Source organism: Rhizobium sp. BR 317 (genome assembly GCF_047445835.1).
Taxonomy (GTDB): domain Bacteria; phylum Pseudomonadota; class Alphaproteobacteria; order Rhizobiales; family Rhizobiaceae; genus Rhizobium; species Rhizobium paranaense.
On the sequence record NZ_JARWLB010000004.1, the window covers coordinates 77,365 to 91,522 of the forward strand.

The 14,158-nt window shown below is 59.6% G+C and carries 16 protein-coding genes; 2 read left to right on the plus strand and 14 right to left on the minus strand.

Going from position 1 to position 14,158, the window contains the following annotated elements; genetic code table 11:
- Positions 1-10: 10 nt before the first annotated feature.
- The 3 genes from der to QD357_RS07795 all read right to left on the minus strand — a co-directional run bounded on the left by der (position 11) and on the right by QD357_RS07795 (position 2,819).
- On the minus strand, positions 11-1,438 hold the full coding sequence (der, locus tag QD357_RS07785) for a ribosome biogenesis GTPase Der (RefSeq protein ID WP_107108728.1): 1,428 nt from the start codon (positions 1,436-1,438) through the stop codon (positions 11-13).
- 15 nt (positions 1,439-1,453) lie between these two features.
- Positions 1,454-2,137 carry a tetratricopeptide repeat protein gene (locus QD357_RS07790; protein WP_107108729.1) on the minus strand — a complete coding sequence of 228 codons (684 nt, stop codon included), beginning with the start codon at positions 2,135-2,137 and terminating at the stop codon, positions 1,454-1,456.
- 100 nt (positions 2,138-2,237) lie between these two features.
- Positions 2,238-2,819 carry an NnrU family protein gene (locus QD357_RS07795; RefSeq protein ID WP_107108730.1) on the minus strand — a complete coding sequence of 194 codons (582 nt, stop codon included), beginning with the start codon at positions 2,817-2,819 and terminating at the stop codon, positions 2,238-2,240.
- A 204-nt stretch (positions 2,820-3,023) separates the two neighbouring features.
- Between QD357_RS07795 and QD357_RS07800 the strand changes: the two genes are divergently transcribed.
- Positions 3,024-4,004 carry a polysaccharide deacetylase gene (locus QD357_RS07800; protein ID WP_107108856.1) on the plus strand — a complete coding sequence of 327 codons (981 nt, stop codon included), beginning with the start codon at positions 3,024-3,026 and terminating at the stop codon, positions 4,002-4,004.
- A 140-nt stretch (positions 4,005-4,144) separates the two neighbouring features.
- Here the strand turns inward: QD357_RS07800 and sbmA are convergent, their stop codons facing one another.
- Complete coding sequence (gene sbmA / locus QD357_RS07805) at positions 4,145-5,410, minus strand: peptide antibiotic transporter SbmA (RefSeq protein ID WP_107108731.1); 1,266 nt, start codon at positions 5,408-5,410, stop codon at positions 4,145-4,147.
- Positions 5,411-5,831: 421 nt separating this feature from the next.
- On the opposite strand from sbmA, the gene QD357_RS07810 reads away from it, so the two are divergent.
- Positions 5,832-6,404 (plus strand): PadR family transcriptional regulator, encoded by a 573-nt coding sequence (locus QD357_RS07810; RefSeq protein WP_107108732.1) that lies wholly within the window; start codon positions 5,832-5,834, stop codon positions 6,402-6,404.
- Positions 6,405-6,415: 11 nt separating this feature from the next.
- Here QD357_RS07810 and map read toward each other — a convergent pair whose 3' ends face one another.
- From map to QD357_RS07860, 10 genes are all read right to left on the minus strand, one after another.
- Positions 6,416-7,168 (minus strand): type I methionyl aminopeptidase, encoded by a 753-nt coding sequence (gene map, locus QD357_RS07815; protein WP_107108733.1) that lies wholly within the window; start codon positions 7,166-7,168, stop codon positions 6,416-6,418.
- Between the two features lie 40 nt (positions 7,169-7,208).
- Positions 7,209-8,270: an LLM class flavin-dependent oxidoreductase gene (locus QD357_RS07820; protein ID WP_414124130.1), complete on the minus strand. Its 1,062-nt coding sequence runs from the start codon at positions 8,268-8,270 to the stop codon at positions 7,209-7,211.
- Positions 8,271-8,446: 176 nt separating this feature from the next.
- Positions 8,447-8,959: a GNAT family N-acetyltransferase gene (locus tag QD357_RS07825; protein WP_107108857.1), complete on the minus strand. Its 513-nt coding sequence runs from the start codon at positions 8,957-8,959 to the stop codon at positions 8,447-8,449.
- 62 nt (positions 8,960-9,021) lie between these two features.
- Positions 9,022-9,435 (minus strand): DoxX family protein, encoded by a 414-nt coding sequence (locus tag QD357_RS07830; RefSeq protein WP_107108735.1) that lies wholly within the window; start codon positions 9,433-9,435, stop codon positions 9,022-9,024.
- 30 nt (positions 9,436-9,465) lie between these two features.
- Positions 9,466-9,936 carry an SRPBCC family protein gene (locus tag QD357_RS07835; RefSeq protein ID WP_107108736.1) on the minus strand — a complete coding sequence of 157 codons (471 nt, stop codon included), beginning with the start codon at positions 9,934-9,936 and terminating at the stop codon, positions 9,466-9,468.
- 98 nt (positions 9,937-10,034) lie between these two features.
- A complete protein-coding gene (locus QD357_RS07840; RefSeq protein ID WP_107108737.1) occupies positions 10,035-11,291 on the minus strand; it encodes an RNA polymerase sigma factor in 1,257 nt (418 codons plus the stop codon).
- Positions 11,288-11,662 (minus strand): YciI family protein, encoded by a 375-nt coding sequence (locus tag QD357_RS07845; protein WP_107108738.1) that lies wholly within the window; start codon positions 11,660-11,662, stop codon positions 11,288-11,290. Before QD357_RS07845 ends, QD357_RS07840 begins: the two co-directional genes overlap by 4 nt.
- A gap of 79 nt (positions 11,663-11,741) precedes the next feature.
- Positions 11,742-12,689 (minus strand): S66 peptidase family protein, encoded by a 948-nt coding sequence (locus QD357_RS07850; RefSeq protein WP_107108739.1) that lies wholly within the window; start codon positions 12,687-12,689, stop codon positions 11,742-11,744.
- A gap of 50 nt (positions 12,690-12,739) precedes the next feature.
- The gene (locus QD357_RS07855; RefSeq protein WP_107108740.1) at positions 12,740-13,147 is read right to left on the minus strand and encodes an OsmC family protein; all 408 of its coding nucleotides are present in this window, start codon (positions 13,145-13,147) and stop codon (positions 12,740-12,742) included.
- Positions 13,148-13,189: 42 nt separating this feature from the next.
- Positions 13,190-13,999: a membrane-anchored protein gene (locus QD357_RS07860; protein WP_107108741.1), complete on the minus strand. Its 810-nt coding sequence runs from the start codon at positions 13,997-13,999 to the stop codon at positions 13,190-13,192.
- Between the last annotated feature and the right edge of the window lie 159 nt (positions 14,000-14,158).

Genomic DNA, 14,158 nt, shown 5'->3' on the forward strand with positions numbered 1-14,158 from the left:
CCCTGGGCCGTCACCGCTTCTTTTTGCTCTCGTACGGATTTTCCGACGAGCGGAAATGGATGCGGATCGGCACGCCCGGCATGGCGAAATCTTCGCGCAGGCCGTTGATCAGGTAGCGCACATAGGATTCCGGCAGCGCATCCGAGCGCGTACAGGAAATCATGAAGGCCGGCGGGCGCGCCTTCACCTGGGTCATGTATTTCAGCTTGATGCGCCGGCCGGAAACCGCCGGTGGTGGATGCTGGACCTGCTGCGTCTCCAGCCAGCGATTGAGCCTTGCGGTGGACACGCGCTTGTTCCAAACCTTATCGGTATCGACGACCGCTTGCATCAAGCGATCCAGCCCCTCGCCCGTCTGACCGGAAATCGGGACGGCGCGAATGCCGCGAGCCTGCGGCAGCAGCCGATCGGTCTTTTCGCGCAGATCGGCAAGCACCGCCTGGCGATCCTCGATCATGTCCCACTTGTTGAAGGCAAGCACGGCGGCCCGGCCCTCGCGGACGACGAGATCGACGATCTGCAGATCCTGCTTCTCGAAGGGAATGGTGGCGTCGAAGACGATGACCACGGTTTCCGCGAAACGAATGGCGCGCAACGCATCGGCGACGGAGAGCTTTTCGAGCTTTTCGGTCACCCTGGCCTTGCGGCGCATGCCGGCGGTATCGAACATTTTCACGGTGCGGCCGCGCCAGCTCCAATCGACCGAGATCGAGTCGCGGGTAATTCCGGCTTCCGGACCGGTCAGCAGCCGGTCCTCACCAAGGAAGCGATTGATCAGGGTCGACTTGCCAGCATTCGGGCGGCCGACGATCGCGACACGCAGCGGCCGCGTGTCGTCATAGGCCGGCTCCTCGTCGATCTCTTCACCGTCTTCGCCGACGGCAGGACGCGGAATGTTGACATTCGTCTCCGCCTCATCATCCCTGGGCGGAAAGGCGCGCTCATGGCCGAGCGCCTCGACGATGGCATCGCGCAGATCCATCATGCCCTGGCCATGTTCGGCAGAGATCGGGCAAGGCTCGCCAAGGCCGAGCGTGAAAGCATCGTAGAAACCGCTATCCGAACCGCGTGCTTCCGACTTGTTGGCGACGAGCACCACCGGGCGTCCGCGCTTGCGCAGCATTTCGGCCAGCGCCTTGTCGACATGTGTCAGGCCCATCTTGGCGTCGACGACGAAGAGCGTCAGATCGGCTTCGTCGATCGCAGCCTCCGTCTGGGCGCGCATGCGGCCTTCCAACGTCTCCTCGCCGGCTTCTTCAAGACCAGCGGTATCGACAATGCGAAAACGAAGATCGACGAGGCGCGCATCGCCGGGACGGCGGTCGCGCGTCACACCCGGCGTGTCGTCGACAAGCGCCAGCTTCTTGCCAACCAGACGGTTGAAAAGAGTGGACTTACCGACATTCGGGCGACCGACGATCGCAACCGTGAAACTCATTTAGTGATTTACCCTTCAGCCTTTCGCGACCGGTGCCTTGCCGGATGCGGTAATGAGATCAAGCAGCATCTGGGCGCGGTTGCCGACATTGCGCGGGCTCTGGGGATCGTCGACGATCGCCTGGAACCATTGACGCGCCTTGGCAAAATCGCCGGCCTTGTAGGCAGCAAGACCGAGCACGTCACGTGCGGAATGCCGGAAGGCATTGGCCGGCACGGCCAGTTCCTGGGCTTCCGCGGCAACTTGGTCGTACGTGCCCGTATCGACAAGCAAATAAGCAGCGCGCAGGCGAGCCGCATCCTGGATAACGGCCGGAACGCCGGATTCCTTGCCGATCGCCGAGAAGGCGGCGATCGCGCCGGCCGTATCGCCCTTCTGCGCCTGCAGCGTAGCGGCGCGCATGCGCGCCAGCAGCGGATAAGAACCGCTGCCGCTCTTCTCGATGGCGGCCAATGCAGCCAGCGCATCGTCCGTCTTGTTCTGGTCAGCCAGCGTCAACGCGGCGATGAACTGATCGCCGCTGCTGCCGGCCTGACGACCCGACCAGTAGCGGTAGCCGCTAAAGGCCGCAGTGCCGAGAACGATGAGCACGGCAGCACCGATGATAAGCCGGCCAAAACGGCGCCATACGAACCGCAACTGGTCCGAACGCAGTTCCTCGTTCACCTCGCGGATGAAGCTATCGTCGTTGAATGCCATTCTCGTCTCCGGCCCAGGCCAAAATATTGCAAAGAGCTTATGGGTAGTGGGGCCTTCTACTCCATTTTGCGGCCGTTGTAAGGGGGAATGGCAGAAATCGTCACATAACGAGCGGCGAAACCCCGATAATCCACGCGTGCAGCTTCCAAATGATCAATCCCCAGACCACGATGCCGATGACGATGGCATAAAGATCGTATTTCGCCGAAACGAAGGGCCGCAGGGAAATCTCGCCCGCGCGTTCGCGCCGCTTCAGCGATATCCGCATGATAACGCCCCAGGCCAGGAAGGCGGCAAACAACAGCATGGCGGCGCCATCGCCATTGGAAAGCAGATGCGCGAAGGCCCAGATCTTCACCGACAGCACCATCGGATGCTTCGTCCTGACCGCGATATGCCCTGCCGGCAGCAGAGAGGCGACAAGACAGATCAGTGCAAAAAGCATTAGCAGGATGGTGATATGGCTCATCCAGAATGGCGGAGACCAGATCGGGGTCGAATCGCGCGCTTGCCCGAAGCCGTAGATCAATAGAATCAGCGTGACGATGCTGGCAATCGAATATCCGATCTTCCAGCCGCCCTCGCCGAGACTCTCGATCATCGAGCGGCGGAAGCCGGGTATCACGACGCGGATCAGATGAATACCAAGGAAAAGGATGATGCCAAGGATGAGCAGTGACATGAGTGAAATCCTGTTCGTGTCTTATAGAGACACCAGTATCGACTATGGCGAAAAATTGCCAGCGGGACCGCAGCTTTGCCGCATTTGACCGGCAGGGAGGCAAGAAAGCTAAGCATCTCTCCCGAACCGCATGTTCACGCTGCGAAAAGCGTGAAGCGGATTACGGACAAGATCATGCCCACCTCCACAATTTTCACGGTGCCCATGTTTCGTTTTGTCTCTTTCACCTCCCTCGCCCTCTCCTTTGCCTTGCCGGCAATTGCCGAGGCTCAAGAAAAGCCGAAGCAATTGGTAATGATCTCTTTCGACGGCGCACATGACAATGCGCTGTGGACGAAGAGCCGCGAGATCGCTTCGCGCAACGGCGCACATTTCACCTACTTCCTGTCCTGCACCTTCCTGATGAACCGCGATCAGGCCAAGGTCTATCAGGCGCCGGGACAGAGAGCCGGCAAATCGAATGTCGGTTTCGCCAAGAGCGAGGACGACGTGCACACGCGTATCGCCAATATCTGGGGCGCACATCTCGAAGGCCACGATATTTCCAGCCACGCCTGCGGCCATTTCGACGGCAAAGCATGGACATCGGCAGACTGGCAGCAGGAATTCATGAATGCCCGCATCGCGCTACGCGATGCCTGGAAGAACGTCGGCGAAGCGGACAAGGAACCACCGGGCTGGCAGGAATTTGCGACGAAAGACGTCAAAGGTTTCCGCGCGCCCTATCTTTCGACCAGCGACGGCCTGATGCCCGCCGAAAAGGCCGTGGGTTTCCAGTACGACGCCAGCCTGGTGACCAAAGGCCCGGCATTGCCGCAGGTGGTCGACGGCATCTACCGCTTTGGCCTGCCGCTGATCCCTGAGGGTCCGGACCACCATCCGGTGATCGGCATGGACTATAATCTCTATGTTCACCATTCCAAGGGCGTCGAAGACAAGGCGGATTCCAAGTCCTTCGAAGACCGCACCTTCGATGCATTCGAAGCCGCCTTCGCCAAGCAATATAATGGCGACCGCATCCCGCTGCAGCTCGGCTTCCATTTCGTCGAAATGAACGACGGCGCCTATTGGCGCGCGCTTGATCGCTTCGTCAGCGACGTCTGCCACAAGGACGGCGTTGCCTGCGTCAGCTATTCCCAGGCGATCCCATTGATCGCGGCGCGAGGCAAAGCGCAACAGGGGTGAGGAGCGGTTGGGCGAGCCCGAGCAAAGCTAAGGCCGGTGGTGCGGCAAGCGGAGGCTCCTCGATTAGCCTAACGCTCCCAATTTCCCGCCATTGGTATCATTGAAAAAGGCTCCGCTTCCGGAGCCTTTTCCTTGTTTCATTACCCATCGACATGCACGATGCCGGTCTCACGCTCCAGATAAGTCTGGTCGATCTTCGGTAACGGCTCATCATCGATCGCCGCTTCGAAAGCCTTGAGGCGCTTGTGGATCGACAGGAGCTCGATGATCGTCGTCCAGGAGTTGACGAGATACTGGAACGAATTGCTGACCTGGCCAAAGGCGGTCGCGATCTGCTGATAGATGCCGTAGGTGATCGCGCCGGCGACAAAGGTCGGAACCAGCATGAACAACACGAACATCGAGTCCGCCTGCAGATAGAAATAGCGGGCGACGTTGAAATAGACGTAGTGGAAGTAAATGCGGTAATAGTTCCGCCTGACATTCGCGAAGAGCTCTCCGACGGTCGCCGGCTGCGCACGCTCGCCATTGTCTTCGCCGTAAACGAGCTCCTTGCGGTAAGCTGCTTCCACACGCTGGTTCTTAAAATTCAGGCCGGGCAGCTTGATGCCGGCAACCGCCAGCAACACCGTGCCGAAAGCCGACCAGAAGAGCGCCAGCCAGAAGAGCGAATGGGAAATCTTGCCGATGATCGGCAGTTCGGTGACATAGCTCGAAAGCGCAAGCAGAATCGGCAGAAACACGATCAGCGTCATCACCGAGTTGATCAGGCTGATGCCCAATCCTTCCAGGGTGCTGGAAAAACGCATCGTATCTTCCTGCACACGCTGCGAAGCGCCTTCGATGTGACGCAGCTTTTCCCATTTCGACATGTAGAAGCTGTTCATCGCCGTACGCCAGCGGAAGATATAATGGCTGGTGTAGAAATCCGTCAGGATGGAGACGAACATGCTGAGGAAGGCGATCTGCGCGAAGATTATCATCAACGTGTAGAAGCTCTCCACCGTCACCCCAGGCTGTTTCGTGAGCGCAGCCTGCAGGAGGTCACCGAAAGGACGGCGGAAGTTGTTGACGACGACGGACACCTGGACACCGAAATAGGTGACCAGAATGATCAGCGCCGAGCCCCAGATCGACCAGAGCTTCCAGGGATGATCCCAGGCTTTGATGTGCCATGCCCCGCAGAAAATCGCGGTGCATAAAAAGAAAAACCCGTAGAACCAGAGATTCCCCCACAACACGAAATAGCTGAGGTCATAGGGCTCCTGCCCTTCCGCAGGCATGACGAAACCGAGATGCGTCCCCAAATCGGAAAGAGACGCATACCAGACTGCTATGCAGAGAATCGTCCAGACCACCATCGAGGTGAAGAACAGCTTTGGCTGGGGGAAGAAAGAGTGAAACACGGGAGGCAAGCTTTCTTGATTGGGTCAGCGACCGCAATGACGTTTATTCGCGGCGAACCTAAGGCACTTCGCTGGAGGCGGCAACCGGCCTTGGCTTATTCTTACATAGATGTAATCGCTTATCCCATGATCGTGATGCGATTGTTCAGCCACGGTTTCCCTTTTTAGGAAGGCCACCCTGTCGCCGTTCAGAGATCCGGCAACCCCTTCACTGCAAAAATCCCGTGCCCTCTTGCAGAATTCTATCTTACGATATATATCGTACGACATGACGAACGATATAAACCCTCGTCATCAAAGGAGATACATTATGAGAGGCTTTAGAGATCGCATGTGCGGCGATAGCTTTGACACCATCGAGGCATATATCCTACGACATGGCGAAAGCCGTGATTCACACGGGAGGCACAGGAGAGACTTCATGAGAGGCTTCAAGGGCGGCATGTTCGGCGGCGGCTTTCGCACCGGCCGAAAATTCGATGCCGCTGATCTGCAGCTCATCATTCTCGCCCTGCTTTCCGAGCAGCCGCGGCATGGCTATGAACTGATCAAGACCCTGGAAGAGCGCTCCGGCGGCTTCTATGTGCCGAGCCCCGGCGTCATCTACCCCGCCCTCACCTACCTGGAAGAGACGGGCCTGGCCGAAGTCGAAGCGAGCGGCACGAAGAAACTCTACCGCATCACTGAAAACGGTCAGAAGCGCGTCGAGGAAAACCAGGCGCTGGTCGAGGCGACGCTCGCCAAGCTCAGCGCCATTGGCGAGAAGATGGCGCATGTCAGGCGCGTCTTTGGCGGCGAAGATGCCGGCGACGATGAAGGCCGCGAAGGCCCGTTCGGCCGCGATGCCGGCGATGTTCACCTCGCACGCCAGCTTCTGCGCTCGGCGCTGCGCTCGAAATATCCATGGAGCAAGGCTGAAGGCGCGCGCATCGCCGCAATTCTCGAACGCGCCGCCGCCGATATCATCCGCGGCGAGACGAAGGCGGAAGACTAAGGTCTAGCCGCTTAGTTGTCCGCCAAGGTCAGGATGACAGGCCCGTTGCGGGTGGCGACGACGGTATGCTCGAACTGAACCGTGGGCGCGCGCGGATCGGCATAGAGCGTCCAGGCATCATCGCCGCCCTCCGCCCAGCTTGCGCCGAGCGATAGGAACGGCTCGACGGTGAAGACGAGGCCGTCCTGCATGATGCGGGTCTCGTCCGGATCAGCCCAGGTAGACACTTCCGCCGGTTCCTCATGCAGCGAACGGCCGATGCCATGGCTCGCAAGATTGGCGATCAGCGTATAACGGTTCTTCTGGGCGAAAGCACCAACGGCGTGGCCGATCTTCGAGAAAGGCGCGCCGCTGCGCACCTGGTTCAGCCCAACCCAGAGCGCCCGCTTGCCGTCGCGGCAAAGACGTTCGATCTTCGGCTTGACCGGCGGCACGGCAAAGGACGAGCCGGTATCGGCGAAGAAACCATCCTTCTCCGCGGAAACATCGAGATTGACGAGATCGCCGGCCTGGATCACCCGCGGACCGGGAATGCCATGCGCCACTTCCTCATTGACGCTGATGCAGGTGGCGCCGGGAAATTTGTAAACAAGTTCCGGCGCCGAGCGGGCGCCGGCATCGTCCAGCACCTTGCGGCCAATATTGTCGAGTTCCAGTGTGGTGATGCCCGGCTCCAGCGCCGCAGCCATCGCCTGTATGGCGTTGGCGCAGATGCGGCCGATTTCTTTCAGCTTGGTCAGTTCGTCGTCGTTCGAGATGATCATTCAAAGCTTCCGGATAGCATGCGTCTGTTCGGACAGGCGTTCAAGCCGTCGCTTTCGCCTCTTCGCTTTCTTCAGTCAATGCCTTTCTGACAAGCGGCGCGACTTTCGTGCCGTAAAGCTCGATCCCGCGCATGATCTGCTCATGCGGCATTGTGCCGATCGCCATCTGCAGCAGGAAGCGATCATTCTTGAACAGCTTGTGATGAGCGACGATCTTCTGCGCCACCACTTCGGGATCGCCGACGAAGAGCGCACCATGCGGCCCGCGCGATTGGTCGAAATGTGCCCGGCTCGTCGGTCCCCAGCCGCGCTCGCGGCCAATCCGGTTCATCACCTCGGCCTGCGGGCCATAGAACTGATCGGCGGCGGCCTCAGTCGTATCGGCTACGAAGCCGTGAACATTGATGCTGGTTTTTAGCTTGGCTGCATCCTGCCCGGCGCGGCGGGCGGCCTCGCGGTAGAGATCGATGAGCGGCGCAAACCGGCGCGGCTCGCCGCCGATGATGGCAAGTGCCATCGGCAGACCAAGGGCACCGGCGCGCGCAACTGACTGCGGCGTGCCGCCGACTGCCACCCAGATCGGCAAGGGATCCTGCAGCGGTCGGGGATAGACCCCTCGCCCATGGATCGGTGGGCGGAGTTCGCCTGTCCAATTCACCTGTTCGCTCTCACGGATCGCCAACAGCAGGTCGAGCTTTTCCTCGAAAAGCTGGTCGTAATCTTCGAGATTGTAACCGAAGAGCGGGAAGGACTCGATGAACGAGCCTCGTCCCGCCATGATCTCGGCGCGGCCGTTGGAAATGAGGTCGAGCGTCGAAAACTGCTGGAATACGCGCACCGGATCGTCCGAACTCAGCACCGTCACGGCACTGGTCAACCGGATGTTCTTCGTCTTTGCCGCAGCCGCCGCAAGGGCGACGGCCGGAGCCGATGCTGCGTAATCCGGGCGATGATGCTCGCCGAGCCCGAAGACATCGAGACCGACCTGATCGGCCAGCTCGATCTCCGCGATCAAATTCTTCAGGCGACGCGCCGCTTCCGCACCCTTGTTGAGGGCGGGATTGGGATCGACGTCCGCGAAGGTATAGAGACCAAGTTCCATGATAAAAATCCCATCTGTCATTGACGGACGAAATAGGAAGGCAAGGCTGATACCGCAAATATGAATTGTCGAACGGTTTGTTCGACAATGTTGATACTAAGCCTCTAATTCGAATCCGAATTCAACAGCTTGTCCGCCGCTTCGGAATCGACATCGGAAGCCCTTGATGCTGGACATCAAAGGCGCGGATCGTCCGACAGCAACGCCCAGCGTTCATGGTCGCACCAGACGCCGCCGATCCTCAGATATTTGGGTGAGAAACCTTCCTTGCGGAAGCCGAGCCTTTGCACCAAGGCGATGGAGGCATGGTTCGCGGGCTGAATATTAGCCTCCAGCCGATGCAGGCCGATATCGTCGAAACCATGGGCGACTGCCAGACGTAGTGCCTCGGTCATGAAACCCTGGCCGGCAAAGGCCACCATGCCGTGATAGCCGAGAAAGGCGCTGCGGAAACCGCCCCAAACCACCTGGCTGATATTGACCACTCCGACGATACCGCCCGAACCGGCATCGCGCGCAACCAGGCCGATATTGGATCCGGTCACGGTTTGCCCGAACCAGGCATCGAAGCCATCCCGATCCAGGAAGGGATAGGCCCATGGCGTATGATAAGCGCGGCTCGCTATATTCGCCGCGATCAGTTCGCCAGCATCGGATTGCCTGACTGGTGCGATGGTGACTTGCGGCATGGCTCGCTCCACAAATAGATGTGGCAGCGAGGCATAGCAAATCGAATCCAAAATCAACAGCTTCAACGCAGGAACGGAATCATTTTCCGAACCGCTTCATAGCGAAGATAAAGTCCGCCCCAGGCGATGACGCCGAGGTAGAAACCGAACAGCAGATGCGAGAACACCGGGCTGCCGACCCTGAGATGCGTCGCCATCGCCCCACCGAGCAGACCGGTGAGAAGGATCGCGCCGAGAACCGATGTCTGGGGAATGGCGTATAGAACTGCGCAAAGAAGCGTGATGGCACCGAGCAGCCGCGCCAATGCCGGATCGGCGGAATAGCCGAGAGCTTCCATAGTCTCCGTAACCACAGGCAAAGGAATGAGCTTGATCGCGCCGTCAAAAACAAGAAAGGCGACGATCAGGCCGCTGAGGATCGTGCCGGCCACACGCTGCACCCGAGAACTGGATGGTGATTCCATTGCATAAAACATTGCTGTATCCCCCGGAATTGAATCAACAATTCAGATCTTCGACGCCAGCGCCGCGAGCTGGTCGGTGCACTGGCCCCACCCCTCGTGAAACCCCATCTTCTCATGCGCCTCGCGATCCTCCGCCGTCCAATGCAGGACCGTCGCGGTATAGCGTGTCTTGCCATTGCCGAGATCGTCGAGCTGGATGGTGCCCACCATGAAGGGTTTGGCCGAGGGTACCCACGCGCTGGTGAAGGCATCCGTGAACACGATCCGCTCGTTCGGAACGACCTCGAGATAGACGCCGACGTTCGGGTACTCCTCCCCGTCCGGACTGCGCATGGTGATGGAGCTTGTGCCGCCGGCGCGAACGTCGAGTTCGGCCGCCGAAATCGTCCAGGGCAGCGGCGCAAACCATTGCTTCACAAGGTCCGCTTCCGTCCAGCATCGATAGATCTTCTCGCGCGGAGCATCGATGATGCGGGTAAGAGAAAGTTCGAGGCGTGCATTCTGTTCGGTCACGGCGTGTTCCTTTCTTTCGCGTGAAACGGCCTGATCGGCCTATGTCTCAAGGACGTTGACGTCAGCCTCTTCCCGACATGGAAGGACGGATTTTTTGATTATTTTGCAATTGCCGGAACCGCGGCGCTGAGGCGGTCGAGCTGATGACGGATATGGGCGGCTTCGGCGGGCGAATGGGCCAGCGCGATTGCACGGTCGAAGGCAACGTGCGCCTCACGCGGCCGCCCTAATTGGGCAAGAAGACCGCCCCGAAGCCCGTGAAAATAGAAATAGCCATCGAGTTTATCCGTGAGCGCCTCGACCAAGGCCAGCGCCTCCTCCGGCCCTTTAAGCTTGGCAACTGCGACGGCGCGGTTCAGCGTCACGACTGGCGACGGGTGCAGCCGCTCCAGCGTTTGATAGAGCAGATCGATTTCCGCCCAATCCGTATCCTCGGCTCGCTTGGCGCGCGAATGCAGCGCGGCGATGGCGGCCTGAAGCTGGTAGGGTCCGGGGCGGCGATGGCGGATTGCCTTGTCGAGCAGAGCAAGCGCCTCATCGATCAATTGGCGGTTCCAGAGCGACCGGTCCTGGTCCTCCAGTAGAATGATCTGGCCGTCCGCATCGAAGCGGGCAGCATTCCGCGATTGCTGCAGCAGCATCAGCGCCAGCAGACCCATGATCTCAGGTTCCGCCTGAAAGATGCGCAGCAACAACCGACCCAACCGGATTGCCTCATCGGCAAAGGCGGACGCCTCGCGGCCCGGTCCGCCGGCGGAATAACCCTCGTTATAGATGAGATAGATCATGGCGCTGACAAGCGCCACGCGCTCGGCCCGCTCGACCGCACCCGGCGTCTCGAAAGGCACGCCGGCGGCCGCAACACGCGCCTTGGCGCGGGTGATGCGTTGCTCCATCGCGCTTTCGCTGACGAGGAAGGCACGGGCGATCTGGGTCACCGAAAGGCCGGAGACGACGCGCAGCGCCAATGCGATCTGCTGCGTCGCCGGCAGGTCGGGATGACAGCAGATGAACAGCAATCGCAGAATATCGTCACGATAGTTGGAGCCGTCGAGCCGCTCGGCAATATCGCTTTCGGCGTCGCCGGTATCGGAGATCACCTCCTCATCCGGCAAGCCCTGCGTCTTCGACTGTTTGCGCACGGCGTCGATGCCGCTGTTGCGGCCGACGAAGATTAGCCAGGCGACGGGATCGCGCGGCGGCCCCTTATCCGGCCATGTCTTCAAAGCTCTAAGACAAGCCTCCTGAAACGCCTCCTCGGCAATATCGAGATTACGGAAATACCGCAGCAACGCGCCGAGCACCTGCGGCCGGGCATTGGTGAATGCGATATCGATCCAGGCGAGGTCCGTCATGTTGCGATCGTCCCTGGTCTAAAGACATAAAGCGGGCGGATTTCATAGGAACCGGCGCCGGGATTGGCGATGGCCAGTTTCTTTGAAAATTCAATCGCTTCGTCAAGCGTCTCAAAGTCGACGACGTAGAAGCCGAGCAATTGTTCCTTCGTTTCTGCAAAAGGTCCGTCGATGACGAGGGGTTCGTTCTTGCCCTTGCGCAGCGTCGTTGCCGCCGTCGTCGGCATCAGCCGCGCGACCGGACCGAGCTTGCCGGCTTCGCCAAGCGGCGCCTGCACCGCCAGCAACCGGTCCATCGTCGCCTCTTCCTCCTCCTTGGACCAGGAAAATACGGCGTCTTCGTCGTTGTAGCATAGGATCGCGTAGAGCATGAGGACCTCCTTCTCATGTAAGACGAGGGAGTATCGCCCGCGCCGACAAGCCGCGTCAAAAAATTATCGCAGCAGAAAGCTATGCATCACCGCGGCGGACCGTCAGCGTCCCCGCTTTCGCATCGAGAATGGCAGCCGCGCCGATCGGTACGTTCAGCGGGCTGTGCCCATGCCCCAGCGGCAGGCCGCCGAGGACCGGCACGCCGAGCGCATCGAGATGCTCACGCAAGATATCGATGACCGAGAAGCGGCGATCGAATTCGAAGCGGGTGAACTGGCCGACCGCAACGCCCGCCAGACCGTTCAAATGCCCCGCCTTGCGCAGCATCGTCAATTGCCGGTCGACCTGCCCGCGGTACATGTTGACCGCTTCGAGCAACAGGATGGCACCGCGCAGATCCGGCAGAGCCCAGCCGGCGGCTGTTGCGACCATATCGAGATTGCCGCCGATCAAGCGTCCGGTAACCGTACCCTCGGTCGTCAGCGCCACCGTCGGTTCCTCCGGGCGCGCGCGAATGACGATGTCCTCTGATGTCATCAGCACCCGGCGAAGGGACAAGCTGGTTTCCAAACTGACCTCCTGTTCGCCGTCACCGACGAAAAGCGCGCCGTGGACACCCACCTGCCGGCAGTGCATCCACAGGCTGAGATGCAGTATGGTGATATCGCTGAAACCGACGAGAAACTTGGGATCACGCCGGACGGCTTCGAAATCCAGCCGGTCGGCGATACGGTAAGACCCCTTGCCGCCGCGCGTAGCGAAAATCGCCCGAACCTCCGGATCACGAAGCGCCGCATTGAAATCCGCCAGCCGCTCCTCGTCGGTTCCGGCAAGATAGTCGTGCTTGCAAAACGCATGTTCGCCGAAATCGACGTTGAGCCCCCACTCCTTCAGTATCTCCACCTGCTTCAAAATGAGGTCCCTGTCGGGCGGGCTTGCGGGCGAAACAAAACGGATTTTATCGCCCAGCCGGAGCAGCGGCGGCGTCAGGACGAGATCGGTTTCGGCGCGATCGGGTGATTCCATGCGGGGATTTTGGCATGGAACGCTGATGGGCGTTAGCCTCTGGCTGCGCATCACGCGGCCGCCTGGATTGAGACCGGAATTCCCCTCTTCAGGGAATTGCTGACCATGCATCTCGCCTTGGCTTCATCGATCACCGGCTGCGGATCGGAACCATCGAGCGTTTCGCAGGATACCGTCATCATCGCTGCCTTGGTAAACGACAGATCGCTCTCGAGTTCCACCCGCACGGAGATCGCGATTTTTCGCAAGCCGACACCCATTTCGGCTGCGATGTAATACAGGTCGTTGCAGAAACATCCGCCGATCGCCAATCCCAGCAGTTGGGCGCCGTTGAAGCCGAGCCCCTGCCCGCCGGCACGGCCTGGCGGACGGTCGACGGCAAGCGTATGGCCGCTGGCCCAGCCCAGTGCCGCCTGCGTATCCTCCACATTGCGCAATTCAACGGTCACGGACACCATGGCTGATCTCCTCATTCGCCGGAAAGACGAATGATTGCGCGATCAACGCAGCGATGGAGTCAAGTGAGTAGCCCCTTTGGAGGTCAGCCCTTCAGCATTCGCGGAGGCTTGCGTCTCCCGCCGGGCCGACGCCTTGCCCTGCCACAAAGGCAATCCGAGGGATTCCGATACGGTTGGATCGGCCGTAAAGACGGGGTAACCCTGCTCCATCAACCGCAACAGAATTTCCCTGTCCTTTTGAATATGCAGCCGGGCCAGATTGACCTGGTTGTAAATGTGACCGCCGGAAGCTGGATTGATGCCGGTAATGATCACCGCCGTCGCACCGTTATAGAGCGCGAAAAGTACCGCATTGATACCGTTCGAACATTTGTCATCCGCACCCAGTTCGCTGCATTTTACGCCGCCGATCCGGTCGAGAAGCGCCATCCGCTTATAGCGGTCGACGATTTCAAGATCGTCATATTGGTACTTGAAGGCCTTCAGCCCATTCTCCAGCCGCTCACGGCTCTTTCGCCACAGGAGAATGTAAAGCTTCTTCGTGCGCTCGCCATTGAGAACGCGGCGCACTTCGACGGCGTTCGTATTCGTCCCCTCGATCTGGTTGAATTGAACGAACGAGACATCCGGCACCTCAATGCCCCATGCCTTGGTGACGACCTGAGAGCCGTTGATGGTGATAACCTTGAAGGTCTCGTCGAAATCCGCGGGCTTATGAGACACCGGCGCCGATCCGACCACAAGAACGGGTCCGCAGAAAGGCTCGGCCAGCGTCGGAGGTTTCGGCCGGCAAAGCCAGTATTTGACACTCCGATAAAGGTGTCTCTTCAATTCCGTATAATTAGCAGCCATGCCTCGCCTTGATGTCCCCAAAAGGCGTTCATCGGAAAACAGTCGAATCCAGCCCCCCACTCGAAGGGCGCACTATCACCGCTTCGAACTACATTAGGAAAATAAAATTATCTTACATAATCAAACCGTAGGTGATCTGCCGGCTGGCTTCTGCCGCCT

Bases quoted from the DNA above. Each gene is read 5' to 3' on its own strand.
- der (WP_107108728.1), bottom strand. From the start codon at position 1,438: ATGAGTTTCACGGTTGCGATCGTCGGTCGCCCGAATGTCGGTAAGTCC.
- QD357_RS07790 (WP_107108729.1), bottom strand. From the start codon at position 2,137: ATGGCATTCAACGACGATAGCTTCATCCGCGAGGTGAACGAGGAACTG.
- QD357_RS07795 (WP_107108730.1), bottom strand. From the start codon at position 2,819: ATGTCACTGCTCATCCTTGGCATCATCCTTTTCCTTGGTATTCATCTG.
- QD357_RS07800 (WP_107108856.1), top strand. From the start codon at position 3,024: ATGTTTCGTTTTGTCTCTTTCACCTCCCTCGCCCTCTCCTTTGCCTTG.
- QD357_RS07810 (WP_107108732.1), top strand. From the start codon at position 5,832: ATGAGAGGCTTCAAGGGCGGCATGTTCGGCGGCGGCTTTCGCACCGGC.
- map (WP_107108733.1), bottom strand. From the start codon at position 7,168: ATGATCATCTCGAACGACGACGAACTGACCAAGCTGAAAGAAATCGGC.
- QD357_RS07820 (WP_414124130.1), bottom strand. From the start codon at position 8,270: ATGGAACTTGGTCTCTATACCTTCGCGGACGTCGATCCCAATCCCGCC.
- QD357_RS07825 (WP_107108857.1), bottom strand. From the start codon at position 8,959: ATGCCGCAAGTCACCATCGCACCAGTCAGGCAATCCGATGCTGGCGAA.
- QD357_RS07830 (WP_107108735.1), bottom strand. From the start codon at position 9,435: ATGTTTTATGCAATGGAATCACCATCCAGTTCTCGGGTGCAGCGTGTG.
- QD357_RS07840 (WP_107108737.1), bottom strand. From the start codon at position 11,291: ATGACGGACCTCGCCTGGATCGATATCGCATTCACCAATGCCCGGCCG.
- QD357_RS07845 (WP_107108738.1), bottom strand. From the start codon at position 11,662: ATGCTCTACGCGATCCTATGCTACAACGACGAAGACGCCGTATTTTCC.
- QD357_RS07850 (WP_107108739.1), bottom strand. From the start codon at position 12,689: ATGGAATCACCCGATCGCGCCGAAACCGATCTCGTCCTGACGCCGCCG.
- QD357_RS07855 (WP_107108740.1), bottom strand. From the start codon at position 13,147: ATGGTGTCCGTGACCGTTGAATTGCGCAATGTGGAGGATACGCAGGCG.
- QD357_RS07860 (WP_107108741.1), bottom strand. From the start codon at position 13,999: ATGGCTGCTAATTATACGGAATTGAAGAGACACCTTTATCGGAGTGTC.